The organism is Pseudomonas sp. P1_A1 (assembly GCF_056406935.1).
Genome location: NZ_JBFTZE010000005.1, coordinates 91925 through 118454, shown reverse-complemented (window position 1 = coordinate 118454; position 26530 = coordinate 91925). Strand labels below are relative to the sequence as shown.

Genomic DNA, 26530 nt, shown 5'->3' with positions numbered 1-26530 from the left:
AAAAATCTTGCATCGTGCGCCTCGTGTTCAGGTGCTCCATATTCGCGGAGGAACGGCTTCGCGGCCTAAAAGTGCCGGGCGCAATAACCGCCACAAATCGATCAGCCAGCCACGTGCCAGCAGCGCCTCACCGGCCAGGCACCGGGCGACCAACAGCCCCGGCAATTGCGTCAGATCCCCGCGCACCTCATTGGGCAGCGAGCGGCACTTCTCCAGCAATTGGCTATCAATCTCTCCGGTCACCAGCAACGTCGCAAACACCGGTTGCCCATCCAGCCCGATCGGCGAGTCCAGCAAACCGTCATCCCCGGCAATGCGCTGGCGTTCGTGCCAGAGCAACTGGCCGTCGCGGCGGATATCCAGGTGGGCCTGGAAGTGCCCGAGGTCGAAGCGCTCTCCACTGGCCGGGCGACCCAGTGCTACCACGTCCCAGTAGAACAACCGGGCATCGCCTTCAAGATCAATGCTCGTGCTGAGTTCAGCCTGAGCGGCACTGAAGATAATCGTCTCTTGCGGCAACCACTCCAACGTAGCACCGGCAGCCACGCGCAAGTCGAGTTTCTGATAAGCCGGCCCGGCTGCGCGATACCACTTGGCGGCGCCGGGGCTGGTGATTTGCGCCCAGGCGTGCGTGCCGACGCTGGCCGAGATGTCCAGCCGATCACCGCCGGCAATCCCCCCCGGTGGGTGGACGATGATGTGCTGACACACCTCGGGGCCTTCGGCATACAAGTGCTTCTGCACCCGCAGCGGGCCTTGATGACGGCGCTGTACCGGGCGGGTGCTGGCGCCGAAACGGGCGTAGCCCAGCTCCAGCTCGGCATGCCAGCTCGGGGTAAACAGCGCAGTGGGGAGAGGTAAATTCATATCGTCTAATTTATCGTCAGAAGGCTGCAGGTTAGATCGTAACCAGCCCGCGCACACCTTCGGCTTCCATATTTTCGCCACGACCCTGCTGCACGATCTCGCCCCGGGACATCACCAGGTACTGATCGGCCAGCTCGGCGGCGAAATCGTAGAACTGCTCCACCAGCAAAATCGCCATGTCGCCACGCACTGCAAGTTTCTTGATCACCGCGCCGATTTCCTTGATCACCGACGGTTGGATGCCTTCGGTGGGTTCGTCGAGAATCAGCAGCCGTGGTCGGCTGGCCAGTGCTCTGCCGATTGCCAGTTGCTGTTGCTGGCCCCCGGACAAGTCACCGCCACGCCGTTGCTTCATTTGCAGCAGCACCGGGAACAGCTCGTAGATGAACGCCGGGACTTCCTTGGCTTCGGAGCCGGGAAACCGCGACAGGCCCATCAGCAGGTTTTCTTCCACGGTCAGCCGGCCGAAGATTTCCCGACCCTGAGGCACGTAAGCGATACCGGCATGCACCCGTTGGTGCGGCTTGAATGTGGTGATCGGTTGGCCTTCCCAGTTCACCGCGCCTTCTTTGGCCGGCAGCAAACCCATCAGGCATTTGAGCAAGGTGGTCTTGCCCACGCCGTTGCGCCCCAGCAGGCAGGTGACTTCGCCGATCTTCACCTCAAACGTCAGGCCCCGCAGGATGTGGCTACCGCCGTAGTACTGGTGCAGCTTGTCGACTTGCAGCATCTTCAAATTCCCCCTGTGATCGTTCCCACGCAGAGCGCGGAATCGATCAATTGCTCATCAGCGGCCGAGGTAGACCTCGATCACCCGCTCATTGTCCTGCACCTGTGCAAGTGACCCTTCGGCCAGCACGCTGCCCTGGTGCAACACGGTGACGTGGTCGGCGATCGAGCCGACGAAGCCCATGTCGTGTTCCACCACCATCAGTGAATGCTTGCCCGCCAGGCTCTTGAACAGTTCGGCGGTGAATTCGGTTTCAGCGTCGGTCATGCCCGCCACCGGCTCGTCGAGCAGCAGCAGTTGCGGGTCTTGCATCAGCAGCATGCCGATTTCCAGAAACTGCTTCTGGCCGTGGGACAACAACCCTGCCGGGCGATTGACCGAACTGGTCAGGCGAATGGTTTCCAGCACTTCGGTGATGCGATCTTTTTGTTCACCACTCAGGCGAGCTCGAAGGCTGGCCCACACCGACTTGTCGGTTTTCTGCGCCAGCTCCAGGTTTTCGAACACGCTCAGCGCTTCGAATACGGTTGGCTTCTGGAACTTGCGACCGATACCGGCCTGGGCGATTTGCACTTCGCTCATCTGCGTCAGGTCCAGGGTTTCACCGAACCAGGCCTTGCCGTGACTGGGGCGGGTCTTGCCGGTGATCACGTCCATCAGCGTGGTTTTGCCCGCGCCGTTGGGGCCGATGATGCAGCGCAATTCACCGACACCGATGTACAGGTTCAAATTGTTGAGTGCCTTGAAACCATCGAAGCTGACGCTGATGTCTTCCAGCGTCAGGATGGTGCCGTGACGCGTATTCAGGCCGGGGCCGACGCGTTGGCCGAGGCCGATGGCATCGCGGCTGCTGCCGGCGTCCTTGTTGGGCTCTGGTGGAAAAAAGACCGGTTCGAGCATGAATTCAGCCGTTGCAGTAATCCTCATTGTTCACCCCTTTTCTTCAGCAGACCGATCACACCCTTAGGCAGATACAACGTCACGACGATGAACAGCGCGCCGAGGAAGAACAGCCAGTATTCCGGAAACGCCACGGTGAACCAGCTCTTCATCCCGTTGACCACGCCGGCACCCAGCAGCGGGCCGATCAGCGTGCCGCGCCCCCCCAAGGCAACCCAGACCGCCGCTTCGATCGAGTTGGTCGGCGACATTTCGCTCGGGTTGATGATCCCGACTTGCGGCACATACAGCGCCCCCGCCAGGCCACACAACACCGCACTCAACACCCAGACAAACAGCTTGAAGCCGCGAGGGTCGTAGCCGCAGAACATCAGGCGGTTTTCCGCATCCCGTAGCGCGGTCAGCACCCGACCGAACTTGCTTTGCGCCAGTCGCCAGCCGATGAACAGACTCGCCACCAGCAACAGCACCGTGGCGAAAAACAACACCGCGCGAGTCCCCGGTTCCGTAATGCCAAAGCCGAGAATGCTGCGAAAATTAGTGAAGCCGTTGTTGCCGCCAAACCCGGTTTCGTTGCGGAAAAACAGCAGCATCCCGGCGAAGGTCAGGGCCTGGGTCATGATCGAGAAATACACGCCCTTGATCCGCGAGCGGAAGGCGAAGAAACCGAACACCAGCGCCAGCAATCCCGGCGCCAATACCACCAGGCACATGGCCCAGAGGAAGCTGCTGGTGCCGGTCCAGTACCACGGCAACTCGGTCCACGACAGGAACGTCATGAACGCCGGCAAGCCGTCACCCGAAGCCTGGCGCATCAGGTACATGCCCATCGCATAACCGCCGAGGGCGAAGAACAGACCGTGGCCCAGCGACAGCAAGCCGGCGTAGCCCCAGACCAGATCGAGCGCCAGGGCGACGATGGCATAGCAAAGAATCTTGCCCACCAGTGTCAGCGTGTAGGCCGAGACATGAAACGCACTGTCCGGCGACAACAGCGACAGCAATGGCAGCGCCAGCAGTAAAACAAGGATCACCGCGCCGACAGCAATCGTGACTTTGGGGCCGGCCTTTTGGCTGGCCGTGAGCATCAGAGGCTGGTTCATCAGTCGATCACCCGTCCTTTCAGTGCGAAGAGGCCTTGCGGACGTTTCTGGATGAACAGAATGATCAACGCGAGGATCAGGATTTTGCCCAGCACCGCACCGATCTGCGGTTCGAGAATCTTGTTGGCGATGCCCAGGCCGAACGCGGCCAGCACGCTACCGGCCAATTGACCGACACCACCGAGCACCACCACCAGGAATGAGTCGATGATGTAGCTCTGGCCGAGGTCCGGGCCGACGTTACCGATCTGGCTGAGCGCCACGCCACCGAGCCCGGCGATGCCCGAGCCTAAGCCGAAGGCGAGCATGTCGACGCGCCCGGTGGGCACGCCGCAGCAGGCGGCCATGTTGCGGTTCTGGGTGACGGCGCGCACGTTCAAGCCAAGGCGGGTCTTGTTCAACAGCAGCCAGGTCAGCACCACCACAAACAAGGCGAACGCGATGATCACGATGCGGTTGTACGGCAGCACCAGATTGGGCAGCACCTGAATCCCGCCCGACAACCACGCCGGGTTGGCCACTTCGACGTTCTGCGCGCCGAACACCAGCCGCACCAACTGGATCAGCATCAGGCTGATGCCCCACGTGGCGAGCAGGGTTTCCAGCGGGCGGCCGTAGAGGTGGCGAATCACCGTGCGCTCCAGCGCCATGCCGATGGCGGCGGTCACGAAAAACGCCACCGGCAGGGCAATCAGCGGATAGAACTCGATGGCTTGTGGGGCGAAGCGTTGGAACATCAGCTGCACCACGTACGTCGAGTAAGCGCCGAGCATCAACATCTCGCCGTGGGCCATGTTGATCACGCCGAGCAGGCCGAAGGTGATCGCCAAGCCCAATGCCGCGAGCAGCAGAATCGAACCGAGGGACATGCCACTGAAGGCCTGGCCGAGCATTTCGCCGATCAGCAGTTTGCGTTTGACCTGGGCCAGACTGGTTTCGGCGGCGGTGCGCACGCTGGCGTCGGCTTCGACGCCGGGTTCGAGCAAGCCTTCGAGGCGGGTGCGGGCCAGTGGGTCGCCGGTTTCGCCGAGCAAACGCACGGCGGCGAGGCGCACGGTCGGGTCACTGTCGACCAGTTGCAGATTGGCCAAGGCCAGGCTCAGGGCGGCATGAACGGCTTCGTCTTGTTCGCTGGTCAACTGTTGGTCGAGGAATTTCAGCTGCGCCGGTTTGGCGCTTTTCTGCAATTGCTGCGCGGCGGCCAAACGGATTTTGGCGTCGGCGGCGAGCAACTGGTGGCTGGCCAAAGCGGTGTCGATCAGACCCCGCAGGCGATTGTTCAGGCGCAGGGTTTTCGGTTGGCCATCGATGGTCAGCTCGCCTTGTTGCAGGGCGTTGATCAGTTCGATACGGGCCGGATCGGGCTGCGCGGCCCAGGTTTCCAGAAGCTTGGCTTGCACCACGGGATTGGCCGCGACGAAATCTTCGGCGTCGCCGGCATAGGTAGCCATCGGTAATAACAGCGCGAGGGCAAGAATAAAGCGGCAAAGGGCGGTGGGCATAGCAGGTGTCCTGTGTTGATCGTTCCCACGCTCTGCGTGGGAATGCAGCCCGGGACGCTCCGCGTCCCAAAGCGGACGCAGAGCGTCCGTTGAGGCATTCCCACGCGGAGCGTGGGAACGATCAGGCTAAGCGGGGTGAATCAGTTGCTCTTCACCGCATACTCCGGCTTCTTGTCGTTGCCCGGAATGAACGGGCTCCACGGTTGGGCGCGGATCGGCCCTTCGGTCTGCCACACCACGTTGAACTGACCGTCGGCCTGAATCTCACCGATCATTACTGGCTTGTGCAGGTGATGGTTGGTCTTGTCCATGGTCAGGGTGTAGCCGGACGGTGCAGCAAAGGTCTGGCCGGCCAGGGCTTCGCGGACCTTGTCGACGTCGGTGGATTTGGCTTTCTCGGCTGCTTGCGCCCACATGTGGATGCCAACGTAAGTGGCTTCCATCGGGTCGTTGGTCACCGCTTTGTCGGCGCCCGGCAGGTTGTGTTTCTTGGCGTAGGCTTTCCAGTCATCGACGAACTTCTTGTTCACCGGGTTTTCCACCGACTCAAAGTAGTTCCACGCCGCGAGGTTGCCCACCAGCGGTTTGGTGTCGATGCCGCGCAGTTCTTCTTCACCCACGGAGAACGCCACGACCGGAACGTCGGTGGCTTTCAGGCCCTGGTTGGCCAGCTCTTTATAGAACGGCACGTTGGAGTCGCCGTTGACGGTGGAGATGACCGCCGTCTTGCCACCGGCAGAGAATTTTTTGATGCTGGCCACGATGGTTTGATAGTCGCTATGGCCGAACGGGGTGTAGACCTCTTCGATGTCCTTGTCGGCCACACCTTTGGAGTGCAGGAACGAGCGCAGGATTTTGTTGGTGGTGCGCGGGTAGACGTAGTCGGTGCCGAGCAGGAAGTAGCGCTTGGCGCTGCCGCCTTCTTCGCTCATCAGGTATTCCACTGCCGGAATCGCCTGCTGGTTGGGCGCCGCGCCGGTGTAGAACACGTTCGGCGACATCTCTTCGCCTTCGTATTGCACCGGGTAGAACAGCAAGCCGTTGAGTTCTTCGAACACCGGCAGCACCGATTTACGCGACACCGAGGTCCAGCAACCGAACACCACCGCCACCTTGTCCTGGGTCAGCAACTGCCGGCCCTTTTCGGCGAACAGCGGCCAGTTCGACGCCGGGTCCACGACGACAGGCTCCAGCATCTTGCCGTTCACACCGCCCTTGGCGTTGATTTCGTCGATGGTCATCAACGCCATGTCTTTGAGCGAGGTTTCGGAGATCGCCATGGTCCCGGACAACGAATGCAGAATACCGACCTTGATGGTCTCGGCGGCCTGGACAGTCCAGGCCATGCCCATCGCGGCAATGCTTGCCGTGAGTGTGAAAGCCTTGATCAAACTGTGACGCTTCATTGTGCGATCTCCATGAACGTTAAAGTTTTTTATGGTTGGCAGATGCGGACGACTGAAGGCTGTTTTGCAAGGGCTGTGCCCGGTCGGGGACGGGCAAGGAAATGTCGTATTAGAGTGGTTGCGGGGTTTGCGTGACGCACCATGAAGGGACGGGGCTGGCGCGTTGGTGCGAGAAGATGCGCCACATTGGGGCGATGCAGCCATCGCGGGCAAGCCCGCGATGGTCGATAACGCGGTCTACGCCGGGTCGACGTTATCCAGCGCCCGGTTCACCGCCAGCTCCGCCAGCATGATGCTCTGTTGAATCGCCAGCGCCGTGTAGCGCTGCGGGCCGGTCAGGTCGTTGGCGAAGTCGCTGGCCAGGACACTCGCCGTGGCTAACGATTCGTAGGCGTGGGCCAGGAGGCTTTCGGTATCCATGTCCGGGGCGACCATGAACATCGTGCTGGGGCGACGGGGTTTTTCGGTGTATTGCGCCGGGGGATCGAGGTAGTAGTCGAGGGCGCGTTTTATGGCTTCGCGATCCTTGAGTAATTCTTCGTTGCGCGAGGCTTCGGCGTTGGGGGTGGTGGTGTTGAAGGGTGGGTCAGGAATTAATTTGTCCATTGAAAAATTTCTCCAGCGTTGGAGCCTCCACTTGCCGCTTCTCACACGGGAAGAGGTGGCAGCTATGTGCGAGGTGAGAAGACCGGTTATGGACACCCGGCCGGACCGAAGTCCGCCCGCACACAGCCGCCATAACACATTTGCAGGCAGCTAATAAGCTGGCGGCGATTATGCGTGTACAGACACTGGATGACCATAAGTTGCCGGGCTTCTCACACCCGATCACTGAGTTTTCAGCGACAGCCAAAGACTAGAGAGCCCGCTTCCGACGGACAACCTGAAAGATGCGTGGGAAAGGTCTGAGTTCTGATACATCCGTTAAACATTCAAAGGCAGAATGCGGAGCGTCCCTGGCGGCATTCCCACGCGGGAGCGTGGGAACGATCACCCTGTGGGAGCGGTGAGTCAGCGCCGGCGCATCAGGCCGATGAAGAACAGCCCGCCGATGGCGGCGGTGGCGACGCCGATGGGCAGGTCTTCCGGGGCGATCAACGTTCGTGCGGCCACGTCGACCCAGACCAGGAACAGACTGCCCAACAACACGCACACCGGCAGTAACCGTCGATGCTCGGCCCCCACCAAGCGTCGTGCAATGTGCGGCACCATCAGCCCGACAAAACCAATCGAGCCGCTGATCGACACCAGCACCCCGGTCATCAGCGAGGCAATCAAAAACACCCGCAAGCGCACGGTGCGAGCATTCACCCCGAGGGTCACAGCCGTCTGCTCACCCGCCATCAACGCATTCAACGGTCGGGCCATGCCCAGCAGCAACACCAACCCGAGCAATACACTCGCGGCGGGTACGGCGAGCAATTCCCAGCGCGCCAGCCCGAGGCCACCGAGCATCCAGAACATCACCGCCGAACTGGCGCGATGGTCACCGAGAAACAGCAGCAGGTTGGCGATCGCCATCATCACGAACGACACCGCCACGCCGCACAGCAGCAGCCGATCACTGTCGAGCCGACCGTTGCGGTTGGCGATCATCAGCACGACCAACATGCTCAGCAGCGCGCCGATGAACGCCGCGATGGGCAAGGTCAGCAGGCCGACGATTTCACCGACATGCAACACCACGATCACCGCGCCGAGGGTCGCGCCGGAGGTCACACCGAGCAGGTGCGGATCAGCCAGTGGATTGCGCGTCACCGCTTGCAGCACCGCGCCAATCAACGCCAGGCCGGCGCCCACCAGTGCGCCGAGCAACATGCGTGGCACGCGGATCAGCCAGACGATGTGTTCCTGCCCAGCGGCCCAGTCCGGTACGCCGATACCGAAAATCTTGTGCAGCAAAATCCGCCACACCACCTCCACCGGCACCCGCGCCGGACCAAAACCCAGCGATACCACACACGACACCAGCAACAGCGCGCCGAGGGCCATCAGCAACAAGGCATAACGACGGTCGATCATTCGCCGTGGAAACCCTTGGCCAGGGTTTCAACCGCCAGCACGTTATCGATCCCCGGCGTGGCCTGCACGTACGGAATGACGATAAAGCGCTGGTTCTTGATCGCGTCCACCGATTGCAGGGCCTGGTTGTTCAGCAAAAATTGCTCCTTCTGTTCGGCGGTGACTTCGCCGTAATCGACGATCACGATCACCTGCGGATTACGTTCGACCACGTTCTCCCAATTGACCCGAGTCCAGCTCGCCTCGACGTCATCGAGAATGTTGCGCCCGCCGGCCGCGTCGATCAGCGCCTGCGGCATGCCCAGGCGCCCGGAGGTCATGGCCCGGTCTTCACCGCTGTCGTACAGAAACACCCGAGGCTTGTCGGTCGGCAGATCCTGGCGCACCTCGGCGACTTGCGCCTGCATCTCGGCGATCACGGTGTTGGCGCGGTCCTGCACGTCGAAGATTTTGCCGAGGTTGCGCAGGTCGTTGTAGGTGTCTTCCAGGCTGGCCGGTGGGCGCTTCATCACGAAGGCGCAGGACTCGGTCAACTCATAGACGTTGATGCCCAGCGGTTGCAGGGTTTGCGGCGTGAGGTCACCGCCCACGCGCATGCCGTAGTCCCAACCGGCGAAGAAGAAGTCGACGTTGGCGTTGAGCAGGGTTTCCACCGACGGATACTTGGCTGCCAGCTCCGGCAAGCCATCGAGGATGGTCTGCATCTGGGGCGTCACCGATTTCCATCCGGTCACGCCGCTGTAGCCGGCCATCCTGGGTTTGAGACCGAGGGCGAGCATCATCTGGGTCATGTTGATGTCGTGGCTGACCGCGTGTATCGGCGCTTGCTTGAAGGTCACTGCGCGGTTGCAACTCTGGACAGTCAGCGGGTATTTGGTGGCCTCGGCGAAGGCATGGGCACTGCCCAGCAACAACGCGACGCAAAGCAGGGAACGCAAAGTCATGGTTGGGTTATCCAGGTGATTCGTGGGTAGCCGTGCAAGGGATGGTCATCGATCAGGGCGTCGACGCCGAACACGTTGTGCAGCAGGTGTGTGGTCAGGACTTCCTTGGGGGGGCCGCTGGCCACGATGCGACCGTGATGGATTACGTACAGCCGATCACAGAAGGCCGCCGCAAGATTGAGGTCATGGATGCTCGCCAGCGTGCCGATCTGCAGGCGTTTGACCAGCTGCAGCAGTTCCAGTTGATAGCGCGGGTCGAGGTGGTTGGTCGGTTCATCGAGGATCAGCAATTGCGGTTGCTGGGCCAGGGCGCGGGCGAGGATCACCCTCTGCTTTTCACCGCCGGACAGGGTGGCGAAGGCGTGGTCTTCGAAGCCTTTGAGGCCGACTGATTCCAGGGCGTGGGCCGCGAGGTTGCGGTCGTGCACGGTGTCGCCGTCGAACAGTCCTTTGTGCGGCGTGCGGCCCATGGCGACCACTTCATCGACGGTCAGGCCGAAGGCGTCGGGAAATTYCTGCAACACCACGGCGATGCGTTGCGCACACCAGCGTGAGGACTGCTTCCAGACGTTGTGATGGTCGAGTTTTACTTCGCCGCTTTCCGGTTTGCTGAAGCGATAAGCGCACCGCAGCAGGCTGGTTTTACCGCTGCCGTTGGGGCCGATCAACCCGACGAACTCACCGGCAGCCACGTGCAAGGAGGCGTCACGCAGCTGGAACTGGTGATGGCAGTGGCCGTGGCCCAGGGGTGTCCAGGCGAGGTTGGTGAGGTTCAGCGAAGTCATTTCATTCCTGATGATCGTTCAGCCAGCACACAACCTGTGGCGAGGGAGCTTGCTCCCGCTCGGCTGCGCAGCAGTCGTAAAGCCCGACAACGCGGTATACCCGGAGAAACCGCGGCGTCAGGTTTGGGGTTGCTGCGCAACCCAGCGGGAGCAAGCTCCCTCGCCACAAAAACTTGGCGGTTTGCCAAGGATTCAATGCTGGCCCGCATTGTATTGGCTTTACGCGTACGCGTATCTCGCCTGTTTCATGATGAAGGTGAGGTGGATTCAATTTGCCGGCCCAGGCGCGACAGCAGCCCCCAATCCAATAGCCACACGACAACCAGCGAAGCCCCCACCAACGGAAACATCACCGCCAGGGCGAACATGATGACCATTGCGGTTTTCCATTTCGGCAGGTCGTGACGCAAGGGTGGCACACCGAACTTGCCCTGTGGCCGACGCTTCCACCAGATCACCACGCCGCTGACGGCGCTGAGCAAAATCATCAGGCAGATCAGCAGCACGATGATCTGATTGAACGGGCCGAACATCTTGCCTTCGTGCAGCATCACGCCGACCTCCGTGGCGCGGGCGACGTTGCTGTAATGCTGCCAGCGCACGTCGGCGAGGACGTCGCCGGTGTACTGGTCGACGTGCAGGGTGGCGTCGTTGCGCGGGTCGTCGGCGAACACCGCGATGGTGAACACACCGGTCGCGGTGGTCGGGAAGGTAATGCTGTAGCCAGGCTCGACCTTGCGCTGCACGGCAATGTTTTGCACGTCTTGCAGGCTGATGGTCGACGCCGCCGGGCCGGCTTGCGTGCTGGCGTGAGCCATGTGTTCGGCATGGTCGCCAGACATTGGCATCGGCGTGTTTTCCATGGCCCACGGCACGGTCTGGCGTGTGGCGCTGTTGAGGCTGCGGGCCTCGACGTCGGACTTGGGCACGTCATTCCACATGGCGACCGGAAAGCGGTTCCAGAGGTCGGCGTACTGCTTGCCCCAGAAGCCGGTCCAGGTCATGCCGCTGAGCAACATCACCAGCAAAAACGCCGCGCCCCAGAACCCGGTCACTGCGTGCAAGTCACGCCACAGCACACGTCCGCGACGGCTGAGGCGCGGCCACAGCACGCCGGCGTACTGACCACGCGGCCACCACAAAAATACCCCGGAGACCACCAACACCACACCCCAACCGGCGGCCAGCTCCACCAGCCGATCACCGACGGTGCCGATCATCAACTCGCCGTGAATCGAGCGTGCGAGCGCCTGCAGATTGTTCTTCGCGTCTTGCTCGCCGAGGATATCGCCGTGGTACGGATCGATGAACACGTTCAGTTCATGACCTTCATTGATCACCACGAATTGCGCGCTGCGTTCGGCGTTGACCGGCGGCAGGTATTGTTTGATCCGGGCTTGTGGATACGCCTCTTTCACCCGTTTGAGCAGGTCGTCGGCGGCCACGGTGTGATGACCGGCCGGGATGTTCATCAGGCTGCCGTACATCAATGGATCGAGTTGCGGTTTGAACAGGTAGACGATGCCGGTCAGGGCCAGCATCACCATGAACGGCGCGACGAACAGGCCGGCATAGAAATGCCAACGCCAGGCCAGGTTGTAGAAATTCGGTTTGGGCTGTTTCACTTCGAGTGCTCCGCTAGGCTTGGATCTTTTGTCATTGTCTGGTGACTGCTGCGCAGTCATTCGCGGGCAAACCCGCTCCCACGGCGGTGTTGAAGCTGTGGGGGCGGGCTTGCCCGCGATGCTCTTAGAAGCTCATGTCGACCTTGGTCCAGAGCGTGCGCCCCGGTTCGTTGATGGCTTGGGGATCATTGGCCGGGAAGCCGAAACCGGCGTTGCCGGCCAGGTTCAGGTGTTCGGCGTAGGCCTTGCCGAACAAGTTGTCGACGCCGCTGCTGACCTTCCAGTTCTTGTTGATCCGGTACGCGCCGTTGAGCGAGAACACGCCGAACCCCGAGCTTTTGTCGAAGTCTTTGCCGACCACGTTGCCCTTGTTCCGGTCGATACGGTTTTGCGCCGCGACCACCCGCCACAAGGCGCCGGCGCTCCAGTTGTCTTCGCTGTAGGTCAGGCCGAAACGGGCGTCCAGCGGTGGCATTTGTGGCAAGGCAGTGCCGTCGCTGCTGTTCTTGCCCCAGGCGTAGGCCAGGGTCGCATCGGCTTTCCAGTTGGTCGTCAGCTTGTAGGCCGCACCGAGTTCACCGCCCATGATTCGCGCGTCGATGTTCTCGGCTTGCGAGGTGGTGCCCATCATCCCCGGTGTGTAGTTGAACAGGATGTAATCGCGCACCTGCCCGACGTAACCCGAGGCCCAGGCTTCGAGGTCGGCGGTCTTGTATTGCAGGCCGAAGTCGAGCTGGGTGGTTTTCTCCGGCTTGATCGAGTCGAACGCATTCACCGAACCGGCGGGGCCGGAGTTGGGCGAAAACAGCTCCCAGTAATCCGGGAACCGCTGGGCATGACCGAGGCCCGCATACAGCGTGGTCGGGCTGTCGGCCAGGTCATGCTCGTAACGCACGAAACCGCTGGGCAGGGTGTCGGCGCGGGTGTCGTCGGAGGTCGGGTTGGGGCGGGCCATCATCCCGGAGCCGATGGTCTGTCGATAATCCTTGGCCGAAGCACGGTCCAGTCGTGCGCCGGTGATCAGTCGATCACGGTCGGCGGCGTACCAGGTCAGTTCGCTGAACACGCCGTAGTTGTGGAAGTCGGCGTCCTTGTTGCGGGGCACATCCTTGTAGGTGTCGATACCCATGGCGCTGCGTTGGCGGTGTTCGTTGGTTTGCGCATCCAGGCCACTGATCAACTGCACATCGGCCCAGCGCCAGGTGGCTTTGATCCGCGCGCCGAGGGTTCGGCGGTCGACGTTGGAAGCCATCGGGCCGGCCATCATCCCGGTGCCGGACGGCGTGCGCAGGGTATAGTTGTCCATCACGTGGTCGGCGTAGTTGTAGTAGACCTGCGCCTCGACCTTATCCAGCACCTCACCGATGTTCGATTGCTCGAAGCGCAGGCCGAGGCTTTCGCGCAAGAACTGCGAACCGTCCATGCCGCGCCCGGCGTAACGGGCTTCGCCGTCGCCCTTGCCGGCAGTCAATTCCAGCAGGGTGTCGGCGTTCGGCGTCCAGCCGACAGCGACATCGCCGTTCCACTTGTCGTAGCGCGAGGGCACGGTGTCGTTGTTGCCGTCCTTGTAGTCATCGGAATGCGCGGTGTTGCCGATCACGCGCACGTAACCCAACGGCCCGCCAGCGGCGGCGTCCAGCACTTTGTCGAAGCGGCCGTTGGAGCCGGCCAATACGCTGGCATTCACCCTTGTGCCGAGTTCGCCGAAGCTTTCCGGCTCCCGGTCGAACAGGATGGTGCCGGCCGATGCGCCGGGGCCCCAGAGCACGGTTTGCGGGCCTTTGATCACGGTGAGTTTGTCGTAGGTTTCCGGTGAGATGTACGAGGTCGGCGCGTCCATCCGGCCGGGGCAGGCGCCGAGCATCATGCTGCCGTTGGTGAGGATATTCAGGCGCGAGCCGAACATGCCGCGCAGCACCGGGTCGCCGTTGGTGCCGCCGTTGCGCACCAGCGCGAAGCCGGGGATGGTCTTCAGATAATCGCCACCGTCGCTGGCCGGCACCGGTTGGCGCGGGTCCTTGGGGTTGGTGACGACGGTCAGCGGCGAGCTCGGCGCGATGGCGGTGATCACCGTCGGGCTCAGTTCTTCGGTGTGGCCGGCGTGCTCATCGGCCAGCACCATTGGCGTCAGCAACAAGCCGCAAAGGGCGGCGGTGGCTTGCCTGAAACGAACGCGGGATGGGTTCAGGGCAAAAAAAGCCTGGGCAGCGCCCAAACGTGTGTCAGCAGAAAACCTGGACATGACAATTTCCATCGAACAGTCGTAAACGACACGGCCGGCAGCCTGCGGCTGTCTTCTAAACCGTGTGAGATCAGAGGTGGGGGTGTTTACGCGACGATGGGCGGGGCGCGGGTGCGGGCGCCAGGGAAGATGGTTTGCCGGGCGTGGCCCAGGCGAGTGGCGGGTGTGGTGAAGGTGGTGGCGGGCGGGGTGTCGAACGCGGTGAATGAAGCGCCACTGGTGAGCGCGGGGCAATTGAACAGCAGGCTGCAATAGCCGCACTTTTCCCACAGCGCGTGATGCTCGGCTGTCGGCCGGCAGTGTTCGGCGGCGGGTTGTGCGTCGTGGTCGGCGTGCTCAATCGCCGACATGTCCATGCCCATGTCCATCGACATGTTCATGGACATGCCCATTGCCATGCTCGAAGCAGCCGCGCGCGAATCCATCGGCATCGACTGAGAAATCAGCGGGCCGATAAAGATCATCAGCATGGCGAACAGGCTGATCCAGCTGCCGCGGGTCAGGCTCATTGGCTGACGGCGGCGCACGGATGGCCTGGCGCTATGCGGGCGCATAGGCGTTTTCAACGGGGGCGATTACTGGGCGTGCATGTGCGCTTGCATGCTGTCCGGCGCCTTTTTCTGCACCGAGACCTCGACCGTTACATCACCGGACTTCTCGAAGTGCAGGGTCAGTGGAAAGTGCTTGCCGTCGCTCAACAGGCTGCGGTCTCTGAGCTCCAGCAGCATCACGTGATACGCCATCGGCGCGAAGGTGACTTCGCCACCTGCCGGAATCTCGACGATGGGCACTTGCTGCATTTTCATCAGATCGTTTTGCATCACATGTTCGTGCAACTCAGCCTTGCCGGATATCGGCGAGCCGACGCTGAGCAGCCGATCAGCGGTTTTGCCGCTGTTGTGAATCACGAAGTACGCCGCGACGGTGGGCGCATTGGGCGGCAACTCCTGCGACCACGGATGGGCGATCTCAAGTTCGCCAACCTTGTATTCGTGGGCATTGGCAAAACAGGCAGGCAGCAGCAACACAGCCAGGACGATGAGTTTGTTCAACATGGCAGTTCTCCAGAACGATTCAAAACGCAGGTCAATTGCGAGAAGGAATCACACCAGAGGGGACGCGCGGGGGTTGAGGCTGGGCCATTGCTGGCGCGGTGTCGGTGTGTCGAGCGTGGCAGGCGGCACGCTTCGATTGGCCTCGAATCGCGCGTAATACAACTGCGGCGCATGCCCCGGCAACGCCACCAACGGCGCGGAGCCCGAGCAACACCAGCAATGCTGCATGTTGGAATGATCGTCGTTCTGCGGGGCTTTCTGCTCGATGTCGCCCAAGGAAATCGCCACCAGCTTTGTGCCGCTGGAAGAGCAGAAACTGCCCCACAGCAACTGTTCGGCCGGCGATTTCGCCGTTTGGGCCATCGCACCGGACATCGGCATGGCGAGCATGTTGAACAGCACTGCAAAGCAGGCGATCCAGGCAAATGCGAGCCGTTGTCGGGACATGGGACAGATCCGTTTGAGTGGGCGATCAGGCGCGGCTATTTAGCCTGATCAGGGGCGATAAGTAAAAAGACCGCGTGCGGTGTGGTGTCGCAGCGAGTCAGTCAGCATATCGAGCAGCCGGCGTGCAAGCTCAGCCTCGCCGTTTTGAAAGAGTGTAGCGACTTCGATTCTTAATGCCTGAGCGAATTGAGGGTCGATTTGGATTCTTGCCCGGATTGTGTGTTTGACATCTCTGAGCGCTACACGATTGAAGCTCCCATCACCCAGGTCTTCCTCTTCGCAGGCCTTGATGTAGTGCCACATATCGGCAGACGTCAGGAGAAACTCAGTGATATCGAAGCGAGTGAATTTTTCAGTCATCCGCCATTTCCCGTTACATGGGTGGGGCTTGAAATATGGGGGTTGGGTTGTGAGCCCACAAGTCAGTCGATTTGGATGATGTTGTGCGTTAGGTCCGATGGATATGTAGGGGATTGCGCATTTTCTGTCGCAGCTGCCGAAGGCTGCGTTCGGCTGCGTAGCGGTCGTGATCCCATGCGCCGCAGTCAACCTGGCAGACCGTGGTGTTTGATTTTACGACTGCTGCGCAGCCGAACACAGCCTTCGCCAGCTGCTACCAGTTTTGTGTGAGGGCTGTTAAAACCTCAGTCACCGCCCCAAACTCCCGCTCAACCCCTGGCAACACCGGCCGCTTCAACACCAGCACCGGCACTCCACGTTCCCGCGCCACTTCCAGCTTCGGCTCGGTGGCGGTGCTGCCGCTGTTCTTGCTGATCAGCACGTCGATCTGCCGCCGCTCGAACAACGCGCGTTCATCCTCGATCAGAAACGGCCCACGCGCGCCGATCACTTCGCAGCGCTCGTTGCCCGGATAAACGTCCAGTGCACGCAACGTCCAGAATTGCTCCGGCGGGATTTCGTGCAGGTGTTGCAATGGCTCGCGACCGAGGGTGAACAGCGGTCGGCGAAAGGGTTTCAGCGCGTGGATCAGCTCGGCCCAGTCGCTGACTTCGCGCCAGTCATCTGCGGCTTGTGGCTGCCAGGCCGGACGGCGCAAGGCCCAGCAGGCAATGCCGCTCAACTTCGCGGCGGTGGCGGCGTTGTGGCTGATGCGGGCCGCGTAGGGGTGGGTCGCATCCAGCAGCAGGTCAATACCTTCATCGCGGATGAACTGCGCCAGACCTTCGGCGCCGCCATAGCCGCCAACGCGGACCTGACAGTTCAGATCCGTCGGCACACGACCGACGCCAGCCAGGCTGTAGATGTGCTCCGGCCCCAGGGTTCGGGCGATGGCCAATGCCTCAGTGACACCGCCGAGCAACAACACGCGCTTCATTGAAAAACTCCCGCATGGCCGACAATCCCGCCCTGGCGATCGATGGCGAACACTTCGACCTGAACCTGCGCCGGCACCACGCTGCGGGCAAAGTCGAGGGCGTGCTGGCACACCGCGTCGCCGAGGGCGATCCCGGCGGCGCTGGCCATGGCCAAGGCTTGCTGACTGGTATTGGCGTCGCGGATCGCCTGTTGCAACGCCGCATCGGCACCGACTGCTGCGGCCCATTCAGCCAGTTGCGGCAGGTCGATGCTTGAATGCCGACTGTGCAAATCCATGTGCCCGGCCGCCAGTTTGCTGATCTTGCCGAAGCCGCCGCACAGGCTGAGTTTATCCACAGGCACTTTGCGCAGGTGCTTGAGCACCGCACCGACGAAGTCGCCCATTTCGATCAGGGCGATTTCCGGCAAGTCGTAAACCCGGCGCATGGTGTCTTCGCTGGCGTTGCCAGTGCACGCGGCGATGTGCAGGTAGCCATTGGTTTTGGCGACGTCGATACCCTGGTGGATCGAGGCGATGTAGGCGGCGCAGGAGAATGGCCGGACGATGCCGCTGGTGCCGAGGATCGACAAGCCGCCGAGAATGCCCAGCCGTGGGTTCATGGTTTTCAGCGCCAGGGCTTCGCCGTCCTCGACGTTCACCGTGACCTCGAAGCCGCCCTGGTAATTCAGTTCCTCGGCCAGCAACGTCAGGTGATCGGTGATCATCTTGCGCGGCACCGGGTTGATCGCCGGTTCGCCGACGTTCAGCACCAGCCCGGGCCGGGTGACGGTGCCGACGCCACGGCCGGCGCTGAAGCGGATACCCGGTTCGCTGTGCAAGCGCACCTGGGAAAACAGCAGGGCGCCGTGGGTCACGTCGGGGTCGTCGCCGGCGTCCTTGATCGTTCCGGCTTCGGCGCCGTCGTCCGTCAGTCGACAGAATTCCAGGCGCATTTGCACCCGTTTGCCTTTGGGCAGAATGATCTCGACGGCGTCCGCTGCCACGCCGCCGAGCAGCAGGCGGGCGGCCGCGAGGCTGGTGGCGGTGGCGCAGCTGCCGGTGGTCAAGCCGCTGCGCAGCGGGGCGGGTTGTTCGGCGGTTTCGTCACGCATCGAGGGGTTTCGTCACGTCCAGCAAGGTAATCGGCAGCGCCTGACGCCAGGTATCGAACTCGCCCAACGGTTGCGCCTGGGCGACGTGAATGCGGGTCAGCTCACCACCATGCCGTTCACGCCAGGCCATCAAGGTCACTTCGCTTTGCAGTGTCACAGCGTTGGCGATCAACCGGCCGCCGGGTTTGAGTTGCGCCCAGCAAGTATCGAGCACGCCTTCACGAGTGACGCCACCGCCGATGAAAATCGCGTCCGGGCGCTCGAGCCCGTTCAGGGCTTGAGGTGCACTGCCGCGAATCAATTGCAGGCCGGGAACGCCCAGGGCATCGCGGTTGTGTTCGATCAACGACTGCCGTCCCTCATCCGCTTCGACGGCCAGCGCCCGGCAACTCGGGTGAGCGCGCATCCATTCGATGCCGATCGAACCACTGCCAGCGCCGACGTCCCACAGCAGTTCGCCGGGGACCGGGGCGAGGCGTGCAAGGGTGATGGCGCGCACGTCGCGTTTGGTCAGTTGGCCGTCATGCTGGAAGGCCGAATCCGGCAGGCCGGCCAGGCGCGACAGGCGCGGTGTGTTCGGTTCGGCGATGCATTCGATGGCGATCAGGTTCAGGTCGGCGATCTGCGGCTCGCTCCAGTCGTTGGCAGCGCCCTCGATGCGTCGTTCGGCTTCGCCGCCCAAATGCTCCAGCACGGTGAGGCGACTCGGCCCGAAACCGCGTTCACGCAGCAGCGCCGCGATGGCCGCCGGACTCTGGCCGTCGTTGCTCAACACCAGCAAACGCACACCGCTGAACAAATGAGCGTTGAGCGCGGCGACGGGACGGGCGACCACCGACAGCGTCACCACATCCTGCAACGGCCAGCCCAGGCGAGCGGCTGCCAGCGATACGGAAGAGGGGGCGGGCAGGATCAGCATTTCCGTGGCGGGCAGTTGCCGTGCCAGGCTGGCACCGACGCCGAAGAACATCGGATCGCCGCTGGCCAGCACACACACCGGCTCGCCACGCAGCGCCAGTACCGGCTCAAGGGAAAATGGACTGGGCCAGGGCTGGCGTTCGCCGCGAATGCACACGGGCAACAAATCCAGTTGCCGCTGGCTGCCGAAGATCCGCGAAGCGCCCAGCAGGGCGTGACGGGCGTTCTTGCCCAGGCCCTTGAAGCCGTCTTCAGCTATGCCTACAACCGTAAGCCAAGGAATCATGCCGCTCCTCATTACGCGTTTATCGTTAATGGGCGGCATGATAGCGCGGCTTTCTCGACCTGACTGCTATCCATTTTATCGAACACGGCCGGACATCAAATGTTGATGTTGTTTTTTCTGGAGTGGTTGGTTTGTTGTTAGTGTATTTTTTGCATGAAGTTCAATAAGTGCATTTAAGGGGCGTGCTGAGTGAGTAAGTAACTGCCAGAAAGTTAGATGAACAACAATGGATATGTATATGAATGATACGCAGCAATCGATCAGTCAGCTGTCTGGAGAGAGTAGTGCCACCGTGCTCGGTAGTAACCTGTTGGCATTTTCCCCCGGTTTGTCCAGACAGGATAAACAGTACATCAAGGACAGCATGCGCTGGGCGCAGTTTCAGGCTGACCTTCGCCATGATAGAAGGCGTGAGCCTGTGGTTCGAGTTTTACTCGGGGGGGCTTTGGTCTGTCGGTTGGGGGCTGGAGCACGACCCCGTGATAATCGTTGAAAAAAATTTTTCCGGTGACTTGTTGGAAAGTTGGGCGAAGTCCTTGTCCTGGTTGGTGAGCAGGGCAAAGCTGAAGCAGGTGCAAGAGACTTTTCAACTGCTTGAGCACAACATTGCAGGGCTTGATTTGTTCACGGAAAGTACAAGGGAATGGGGAGATTTTCGTTTCTTGCCGGCGCAGTACAATCGTTACAATGAGCTTGAAATAGTGATCAGTAACGTACGGTTGCTCAGCGCCAACTGGGTGTCCACTTATTTGTTTTGGGATGTTGAGTATTCGAAGTCGCAACTGGATATTCAGTCTCGGCGGTTCGTGATCACTCCACGTCAAATGGATAAATATCGAGCAGACCTGAGCGAGGCTGTCAGGGACATGCGAATCAAGGAAGTCGAATTGACGCGGTAACTTCGCCTGGGCGGTTCGCGCTGAAATGAATTGAATCTCTTGTGAGTTGATTAAATGCTGGGTGGAAGTTAGTTTGAGTTGGCGCCATGAGGGCGCTTAAAAAAAATCTGAAAGGAATCAATGTTATGACTGAGTTGTCCAATCAAGCCCCTTCCGTAGCTGAGCGAGTTGCGTTAATTGAAGAGTGCAATAAGCTTATCGCTGCGCAGCCAGTGCCTCGTTCGTTTAAAGTATCCTCCAGTAGTGGATTGCCCATCGACAAAGATGAGCTTAATGCAGCGATCATGGGTACAGGTATCGCGGGATTCGACAAAAGCATGTCCAAGCGAAGCAAGCGTATTGTCAAAAATACTTATATGTACGCCGATCTGGTTGCCTTGCTGAAATACCCGAATCCCAATCAGAAAGAGCAACGTTACAACGAGTTCATGAGGCTTATGAGAGTGTCGGGATGGTTTGCTTTTAGTCAGCCTTATAATCGCTATCAAGCCAGCTCCCAAAAACTGACCATGGATAATATTGCACTTTCTGTTCTCCATACCGCGGTGACCGCGGCGGTGGCTCAAGGTGCGGCGGCATTGAAAGTACTCTCCGATGTGGCAGACGCTACCATGAAGGCGCTGAAGGATGAGCCTGAAGCGTTGACCCTGTTCGAACGTAATTCGAAGAAGGCCGAAGGCGGGAATTTCTGCATGACGAGTGCTCTGGAGGGCGCTGACGGTGATATCACCCTGGCCATTGGCGCTGTTCAGTACTTCGCCGCCGCTCAGCCGACAAAAGTGTTGTTTGCGGAATGGAGTACCTCCAGTGTCGAAATTTATAACGGTGCGGCCACGATGCATATGGACGAAGAAGACTATCTGGTTGTCGAACCACTGATCGTTAAGGCATTGACCGCGCAGCGTGAAAAAGCGCTCAGCTATGAATTTGGCGCAGCCTGAATTGAATTGAAGTCAGAGGTGTAAGCCTCTGACTTTTATTAGGGAAATATCAATGAATGCAGGTTTTGGCTTTAAGGCTTCCATCTGTGCCGGCGCCGTCATTTTAATGGCCAACGAACTGCCGGAATCGGAGAGGTACGACGGTCTGGATGCACTGCTTTATTCTCAAACAGTGGCGTCTCATAAAGTGCCTGATTTGACAGAGTTCGAGTCCTGGGCTCACGCCGACAAGATGGCCATGAGAGTAATGGGTGCAACGTTGTTGGACGATCCCAGCGTCAGCCTTCCCGTGCCTTTGCCCGGCAGTTTTACCTTGGCTGAACTGGCGCAACAGGTTCTGCGTCAGTGGATGCCCGCCGCCACTGCCGAGGCTTTGTACACAACTCTGGAATTTTTGTCTGACCAGGCAGTGACTTCCCCGGCGAACGAAGTGCTCCGAAAGTATGCTCTGCAGCAGGAAAGGTGGATACGGTTCAAGTTCGGTGTGCTCTCTCAAGGCATTGCTATGTCTATTGCGGTGATATCTTTCGAGATGGATGAAGCAGTAGCTGATAACCTTCTTCGCCACCGTTTCAGCACTGAAAAAGTACCAGGGAACGTGTCGGTCGCTGGCTACAAGGCGCTGATAGATCCAGAGGACTATGACCTTTCCCGAGCGAAAGTTATTTCATTGTTGGGCTCGCGGCGTCAGGAGCAGATCATTTCGTTTATTTGATGCCGAGCCTCAGGTTTGAGTGCCTGCGACGCGCTTGTGGTGTTTGGTCGACCGGCCATTCGACGGGCAGGCTTATCATGCCGTCGGACAAAGCAGGCATAATACCGCGCCTTCGCTCCGCGAAGCGCCTTTCCCACACTGCCGGTCGCCCCTTTGAACGAACGCCCGATGTCTACCGCCTTACGCCCCTCGGCCTGCCCGGGGTTGCTGCGTATCGTCCCGGCGCTGGATGGCGGTATCTGCCGGATCAAGCTGAACGGCGGCTCGATCAGCGCGGTCCAGGCTGAAGCGGTGGCCAGCGCGGCCGAGCGGTTTGCCGGGGGCGTCATCGAGGCGACCAACCGCGCCAATCTGCAGATTCGCGGGATTGGCAGTGAGCAGACGGCGTTGATCGACAGCCTGCTCGCCGCAGGGTTGGGGCCGCGTACCGCGGCGGGTGACGATGTGCGCAACCTGATGCTCAGCCCGAGCGCCGGGATTGACCGGCACATGCTCTTCGACACGCATGCGCTGGCGGAGCAGATCCTCACCACGCTGCAAAGCCACGAACGTTTCCACGAGCTCAGCGCCAAGTTTGCCGTGCAACTCGATGGCGGCGAGGCGTTGGCGATGCTCGAACACCCGCATGATCTGTGGTTGTCTGCTGCTGAGCGAAACGGCGAGCTGTTGCTGGCGTTCGGTCTGGCGGGTTGCCCTACGGACAGGCCCGCAGGCGCGGTGTCGCTCGAGCAGGGGCACGCACTGGTGGTAGCGGTGCTGGAGTTGTTTCTCGACCTGGCGCGTCCGGATCAAACACGAATGCGTCATTTGCTGTCCGAGTATCCACTCGCAGAGTTTCTCGCTCGCCTGGCCGAGCGTGTGCCCTTGAAGTCGATTACCGATTGGCAGCGCTTGTTGACTGCGGGTGCCCTGCACATCGGCGATCATCCACAGGCTGGAACCGAATACGTCTATGTCGGCGCTGTACCGCCTTTGGGGCGGCTCGATCCCGCCATGCTCAGGGGCGTGGCGCAACTGGCATGCGAATTCGGCGACGCGAGTCTGCGTTTCACTCCATGGCAAAGTCTGTTGCTGCCCAACGTTCGAAAAGAGCGGGCGCCTGAAGTCATTAGGCGTCTGGAGCAACTGGGCCTGCTATGTGGCGCTGATCAGCCTGTGTCACGGTCGATCGCCTGCACCGGTTCCGCTGGCTGCGGCAAGGGCCTGGCCGATACCAAGAGCGACGCCATGCAATTGGCTGCGCTGTTGCAACGTCACGATCAAACAGTGCATTTGTCCGGCTGCCAGCGTTCCTGCGCCGCGGCCCATGTAGCACCGGTCACGCTGCTGGCTGTCGCCCCCGGTCACTACGACCTCTATTTTCGCGATGCAGGGCAGCCGGGTTTCGGCGCGCTGCACGCACGCAATCTTACTATTGAAGCGGTCGCGGCCTTGCTCGACGCCCGCTCACGGAGCCCCCTTGATGCTTGATTACATCCGCGACGGTCAGGAGATCTATCGCAACTCCTTCGCGATCATTCGCGCCGAGGCCAACCTTGCGCGTATTCCGGCCGATCTGGAGAAACTCGCGGTGCGGGTGATCCATGCTTGCGGCATGGTCGAGGCCATCGATGGTCTGCAGTTTTCCGAAGGCGCCGGCAAGGCCGGGCGCGACGCGCTGGCGGCTGGTGCGCCGATTCTGTGCGACGCGCGGATGGTCAGCGAGGGCGTGACCCGCGCGCGTTTGCCGGCCAACAACCCGGTGATTTGCACCCTGCGCGACGACAGCGTGCCGGAGCTTGCCCGCGAGTTGGGCAATACCCGTTCCGCCGCCGCGCTGGAGTTGTGGCGCCCGCATCTGGAAGGCAGCGTGGTGGTGATCGGCAACGCACCGACCGCACTGTTTTATCTGTTGGAAATGCTCGATGCCGGCGCGCCGAAGCCGGCGCTGATCCTCGGCTTCCCGGTGGGCTTCGTCGGCGCCGCCGAATCCAAGGCGATGCTCGCGGCGGACAGCCGTGGCGTGCCTTTCGTCATCATGCAAGGCCGGCTGGGCGGTAGCGCCATGGCCGCCGCCGCTGTCAACGCCCTCGCCACGGAGATCGAATGATGCAGCAACCTGGACGTTTGATTGGCCTGGGCGTCGGCCCCGGTGATCCGGAACTGATTACCGTCAAAGCCTTGCGCCTGCTGCGCGAATCGCCGGTGGTGGCGTACTTCGTCGCCAAGGGCAAGAAGGGCAATGCGTTCGGCATCATCGAAGCGCATCTGCAAGACCCACAAACCCTGCTGCCGCTGGTTTATCCGGTGACCACCGAAGCGCTGCCGGCGCCGTTGTCGTATGAACAAGTGATCAGCGATTTCTACGATACGGCCGCCGAACAACTCGCCGCGCATCTGGACGCTGGCCGTGATGTGGCGGTGATCTGCGAAGGCGATCCGTTCTTCTACGGCTCCTACATGTACCTGCACGATCGACTGGCCGAGCGTTACGAAGCCGAAGTCGTGCCGGGTGTCTGCTCGATGCTCGGCGGTGCCTCGGTACTCGGTGCGCCGCTGGTGTATCGCAATCAGAGCCTGTCGGTGTTGTCCGGCGTGCTGCCCCACGAAGACCTCAAGCGTCGCCTGGCCGATGCCGATGCGGCAGTGATCATGAAACTGGGGCGCAACTTTCCCAAGGTCCGTCAGGTGCTGGAAGAACTCGGTCTGGCAGAGCGTGCGCTGTACGTCGAGCGCGCGACCATGGCCAACCAGAAAATCGTGCCGCTGGATCAGGTCGAGCCGATGTCCTCGCCGTATTTCTCGCTGATCATCGTTCCCGGTGAGCGGTGGCAAGGCTGATGACTCATTCCACGCCCGCAATCGTCATTCTCGGTCAAGGCAGTCTGGCCACTGCCCGCCGCATTCAACAGGTGTATCCGGCTGCGTTGATCCACGGCCTGGCCGGACGGGTCGAGGGCGCCGACCGCACTTATCCCGAATTCGGCGCGACCCTGCGCGAGCTGTATCAGCAGGACACGCCGATCATTGCCCTGTGCGCGGCGGGGATCGTCATTCGCACCCTGGCTGCGCTGTTGCTGGAAAAGGGCGCCGAACCGCCGGTGCTGGCCGTGGCCGAAGACGCCAGCGCGGTGGTGCCCTTGCTCGGTGGCCTAGCTGGCGTGAACGTCATGGCGCGCAAGATCGCTGCCGGTTTGCAGGTCGCCGCGGCGATCACCACCAGCGGCGAACTGCGCTTTGGCACCTGCCTGCTCAATCCGCCAAGCGGTTACGCCCTTGGCGATCTGGAACTGGGCAAGCGTTTTGTCTCTGATTTGCTCGCCGGGCACAGCGTGCGCATCGAAGGCGCGGCGCCGTGGCTGGAGCAGGCGCAGTTGGTGGAAGATCCGCTGGCGCAGCGTTCGATCCATGTCGGTAGCGACGCCCGTGAGGCGAGTGCCAATGAGCTGGTGATTTATCCGCGCAGTGTTGCGGTGGCGATTGGTGCCGCCGCGGCGGATTTGCCGGGCACTGTTCGCGCGGCGTTACAGCAGGCGAACGTCGCGGTGCAGGCGCTGGCCTGTCTGGTGGCGGCTGACACTGAAATGGCCAGCCCGGTGTTGCATGAAGCGGCCGTTGCGCTGGGTGTGCCGCTGCGTTTTGTCGCACCGGCGAGCGACATCGGCGCGTTGGCCCGTAGCGCGGTGCCCGCGGCGACGATCATCGCAACGACAAACAATGCGGCTGTGGCCGTGACCGAACAGCCGCTGGACCTCACGCAAGTCGGCCGCCCACGCGGGCGTCTGGCCGTGATCGGCCTCGGCCCGGGCGCCGCCGAACTGATGGTGCCGGCCGTCAAGGCCGAATTGGCCCGGGCCACCGATGTGCTCGGCTACGAAACCTACGTGCGCATGGCCGGTCCCTTTCGCGCGGATCAGTTGCTGCATTGCACCGACAACCGCGAAGAAATGCAGCGTGCCCGCCACGCCTTCGAACTGGCGGCCCGGGGCCGTTCGGTGATCGTGGTGTCCTCAGGCGACCCGGGCGTGTTCGCGATGGCGGCGGCGGTGCTCGAAGCCTTGCACGAGTCGAGTGACCCGGCCTGGCACACTGTCGAACTGGAGATCCTGCCGGGCGTCTCCGCGTCGCTCGCCACCGCTGCCCAGGCCGGTGCGCCGCTGGGACATGACTTCTGCGTGATGTCCCTGTCGGACAATCTCAAGCCGTGGTCGATCATCGAAAAGCGTCTGGACCTGGCCGCCGAAGCGGACCTGGCCCTGGCGTTCTATAACCCGATCTCACGTTCACGGCCATGGCAGTTGGGGCGTGCGCTGGAGATCGTCGCGCAGCATCGCAAACCTGAAACGCCGGTGGTGCTGGGGCGGGATATCGGCCGACCGGGACAGACCTTACGCACGACCACCTTGGGGGCGTTGACCCCGGATCAAGTGGACATGCGCACCATGGTGCTCGTCGGCTCGTCCACTACCTGCGCATTCCCTCGCGCCGAGGGTGGCGATTGGGTGTATACGCCACGCTGGTACGGTGAAAAGCCGGCGTCCTGATATCCAGCGGCCCTTCGGGGCCGCGGTCTTCACCGTCACTTCACAGCACTGGAATCCCACTGGTCGGGTTGGTTTTTTCCACGTTCGAACGTGTCGTCCTTTTCAGCGGCTGTCATGGGATTTGACGCGGTTGCCTGTCGTCTTTGTTCTGTCACTAATGTCTTGTTTTATTTATTCGGAAATATTAAAT

General features: G+C 61.3%; 26 protein-coding genes. 7 read left to right on the top strand and 19 right to left on the bottom strand.

The genetic code is table 11. From position 1 onward, the window contains the following. Window positions 1-27: 27 nt before the first annotated feature. From AC1D2Q_RS09520 to cbiE, 19 genes are all read right to left on the bottom strand, one after another. Window positions 28-867: an urease accessory protein UreD gene (locus tag AC1D2Q_RS09520; RefSeq protein WP_477813029.1), complete on the bottom strand. Its 840-nt coding sequence runs from the start codon at window positions 865-867 to the stop codon at window positions 28-30. Between the two features lie 31 nt (window positions 868-898). Then, window positions 899-1597 carry an urea ABC transporter ATP-binding subunit UrtE gene (gene urtE / locus AC1D2Q_RS09515; RefSeq protein ID WP_477813028.1) on the bottom strand — a complete coding sequence of 233 codons (699 nt, stop codon included), beginning with the start codon at window positions 1595-1597 and terminating at the stop codon, window positions 899-901. A gap of 57 nt (window positions 1598-1654) precedes the next feature. Then, window positions 1655-2524, bottom strand: a complete 870-nt coding sequence (urtD, locus tag AC1D2Q_RS09510) for an urea ABC transporter ATP-binding protein UrtD (protein ID WP_477813027.1) — start codon at window positions 2522-2524, stop codon at window positions 1655-1657. Further along, a complete protein-coding gene (gene urtC, locus AC1D2Q_RS09505; RefSeq protein WP_477813026.1) occupies window positions 2521-3600 on the bottom strand; it encodes an urea ABC transporter permease subunit UrtC in 1080 nt (359 codons plus the stop codon). Before urtC ends, urtD begins: the two co-directional genes overlap by 4 nt. Then, window positions 3600-5102, bottom strand: a complete 1503-nt coding sequence (gene urtB / locus AC1D2Q_RS09500; protein ID WP_477813025.1) for an urea ABC transporter permease subunit UrtB — start codon at window positions 5100-5102, stop codon at window positions 3600-3602. Before urtB ends, urtC begins: the two co-directional genes overlap by 1 nt. Before the next feature lie 140 nt (window positions 5103-5242). Next, the gene (gene urtA, locus AC1D2Q_RS09495; RefSeq protein WP_477813024.1) at window positions 5243-6508 is read right to left on the bottom strand and encodes an urea ABC transporter substrate-binding protein; all 1266 of its coding nucleotides are present in this window, start codon (window positions 6506-6508) and stop codon (window positions 5243-5245) included. 237 nt (window positions 6509-6745) lie between these two features. Continuing rightward, window positions 6746-7114 carry a DUF6124 family protein gene (locus tag AC1D2Q_RS09490; RefSeq protein ID WP_477813023.1) on the bottom strand — a complete coding sequence of 123 codons (369 nt, stop codon included), beginning with the start codon at window positions 7112-7114 and terminating at the stop codon, window positions 6746-6748. Between the two features lie 405 nt (window positions 7115-7519). After that, the gene (locus AC1D2Q_RS09485; RefSeq protein WP_477813022.1) at window positions 7520-8530 is read right to left on the bottom strand and encodes a FecCD family ABC transporter permease; all 1011 of its coding nucleotides are present in this window, start codon (window positions 8528-8530) and stop codon (window positions 7520-7522) included. Further along, entirely contained in the window at window positions 8527-9474 is a 948-nt protein-coding gene (locus AC1D2Q_RS09480) for an ABC transporter substrate-binding protein (protein ID WP_477813021.1), read from the bottom strand. Before AC1D2Q_RS09480 ends, AC1D2Q_RS09485 begins: the two co-directional genes overlap by 4 nt. Continuing rightward, complete coding sequence (locus AC1D2Q_RS09475; RefSeq protein ID WP_477813020.1) at window positions 9471-10259, bottom strand: ABC transporter ATP-binding protein; 789 nt, start codon at window positions 10257-10259, stop codon at window positions 9471-9473. Before AC1D2Q_RS09475 ends, AC1D2Q_RS09480 begins: the two co-directional genes overlap by 4 nt. A gap of 245 nt (window positions 10260-10504) precedes the next feature. Beyond that, on the bottom strand, window positions 10505-11884 hold the full coding sequence (locus AC1D2Q_RS09470; protein WP_477813019.1) for a PepSY-associated TM helix domain-containing protein: 1380 nt from the start codon (window positions 11882-11884) through the stop codon (window positions 10505-10507). Between the two features lie 124 nt (window positions 11885-12008). Then, window positions 12009-14126 (bottom strand): TonB-dependent copper receptor, encoded by a 2118-nt coding sequence (locus tag AC1D2Q_RS09465; RefSeq protein ID WP_477813018.1) that lies wholly within the window; start codon window positions 14124-14126, stop codon window positions 12009-12011. An 86-nt stretch (window positions 14127-14212) separates the two neighbouring features. After that, on the bottom strand, window positions 14213-14680 hold the full coding sequence (locus tag AC1D2Q_RS09460; RefSeq protein ID WP_477813017.1) for a DUF2946 domain-containing protein: 468 nt from the start codon (window positions 14678-14680) through the stop codon (window positions 14213-14215). Between the two features lie 21 nt (window positions 14681-14701). After that, on the bottom strand, window positions 14702-15181 hold the full coding sequence (locus AC1D2Q_RS09455) for a copper chaperone PCu(A)C (protein WP_477813016.1): 480 nt from the start codon (window positions 15179-15181) through the stop codon (window positions 14702-14704). 48 nt (window positions 15182-15229) lie between these two features. Further along, window positions 15230-15628: a DUF2946 domain-containing protein gene (locus AC1D2Q_RS09450; RefSeq protein WP_018928437.1), complete on the bottom strand. Its 399-nt coding sequence runs from the start codon at window positions 15626-15628 to the stop codon at window positions 15230-15232. Window positions 15629-15676: 48 nt separating this feature from the next. Continuing rightward, on the bottom strand, window positions 15677-15988 hold the full coding sequence (locus AC1D2Q_RS09445; protein ID WP_477813015.1) for a hypothetical protein: 312 nt from the start codon (window positions 15986-15988) through the stop codon (window positions 15677-15679). 253 nt (window positions 15989-16241) lie between these two features. Beyond that, window positions 16242-16964 (bottom strand): cobalt-precorrin-6A reductase, encoded by a 723-nt coding sequence (locus AC1D2Q_RS09440; protein ID WP_477813014.1) that lies wholly within the window; start codon window positions 16962-16964, stop codon window positions 16242-16244. Further along, window positions 16961-18058: a cobalt-precorrin-5B (C(1))-methyltransferase gene (locus AC1D2Q_RS09435; protein WP_477813013.1), complete on the bottom strand. Its 1098-nt coding sequence runs from the start codon at window positions 18056-18058 to the stop codon at window positions 16961-16963. The genes AC1D2Q_RS09440 and AC1D2Q_RS09435 overlap by 4 nt, the downstream gene beginning before the upstream one ends. Beyond that, on the bottom strand, window positions 18051-19262 hold the full coding sequence (cbiE, locus tag AC1D2Q_RS09430) for a precorrin-6y C5,15-methyltransferase (decarboxylating) subunit CbiE (RefSeq protein WP_477813012.1): 1212 nt from the start codon (window positions 19260-19262) through the stop codon (window positions 18051-18053). The genes AC1D2Q_RS09435 and cbiE overlap by 8 nt, the downstream gene beginning before the upstream one ends. A 410-nt stretch (window positions 19263-19672) precedes the next feature. Between cbiE and AC1D2Q_RS09425 the strand changes: the two genes are divergently transcribed. The 7 genes from AC1D2Q_RS09425 to cobJ all read left to right on the top strand — a co-directional run bounded on the left by AC1D2Q_RS09425 (window position 19673) and on the right by cobJ (window position 26340). Then, window positions 19673-20161, top strand: coding sequence for a hypothetical protein (locus AC1D2Q_RS09425; RefSeq protein WP_477813011.1), 489 nt, complete (start codon window positions 19673-19675; stop codon window positions 20159-20161). A 125-nt stretch (window positions 20162-20286) separates the two neighbouring features. Then, window positions 20287-21102: a hypothetical protein gene (locus AC1D2Q_RS09420; RefSeq protein WP_477813010.1), complete on the top strand. Its 816-nt coding sequence runs from the start codon at window positions 20287-20289 to the stop codon at window positions 21100-21102. Window positions 21103-21154: 52 nt separating this feature from the next. Beyond that, window positions 21155-21817, top strand: a complete 663-nt coding sequence (locus AC1D2Q_RS09415; RefSeq protein ID WP_477813009.1) for a hypothetical protein — start codon at window positions 21155-21157, stop codon at window positions 21815-21817. A gap of 168 nt (window positions 21818-21985) precedes the next feature. Further along, entirely contained in the window at window positions 21986-23287 is a 1302-nt protein-coding gene (gene cobG, locus AC1D2Q_RS09410) for a precorrin-3B synthase (protein WP_477813008.1), read from the top strand. Then, window positions 23280-23906 (top strand): precorrin-8X methylmutase, encoded by a 627-nt coding sequence (locus tag AC1D2Q_RS09405; protein ID WP_007937188.1) that lies wholly within the window; start codon window positions 23280-23282, stop codon window positions 23904-23906. Before cobG ends, AC1D2Q_RS09405 begins: the two co-directional genes overlap by 8 nt. Beyond that, window positions 23906-24637, top strand: a complete 732-nt coding sequence (locus AC1D2Q_RS09400) for a precorrin-2 C(20)-methyltransferase (RefSeq protein WP_018928431.1) — start codon at window positions 23906-23908, stop codon at window positions 24635-24637. The genes AC1D2Q_RS09405 and AC1D2Q_RS09400 overlap by 1 nt, the downstream gene beginning before the upstream one ends. After that, window positions 24637-26340: a precorrin-3B C(17)-methyltransferase gene (gene cobJ / locus AC1D2Q_RS09395; RefSeq protein ID WP_477813007.1), complete on the top strand. Its 1704-nt coding sequence runs from the start codon at window positions 24637-24639 to the stop codon at window positions 26338-26340. Before AC1D2Q_RS09400 ends, cobJ begins: the two co-directional genes overlap by 1 nt. The last annotated feature ends 190 nt before the right edge of the window (window positions 26341-26530 follow it).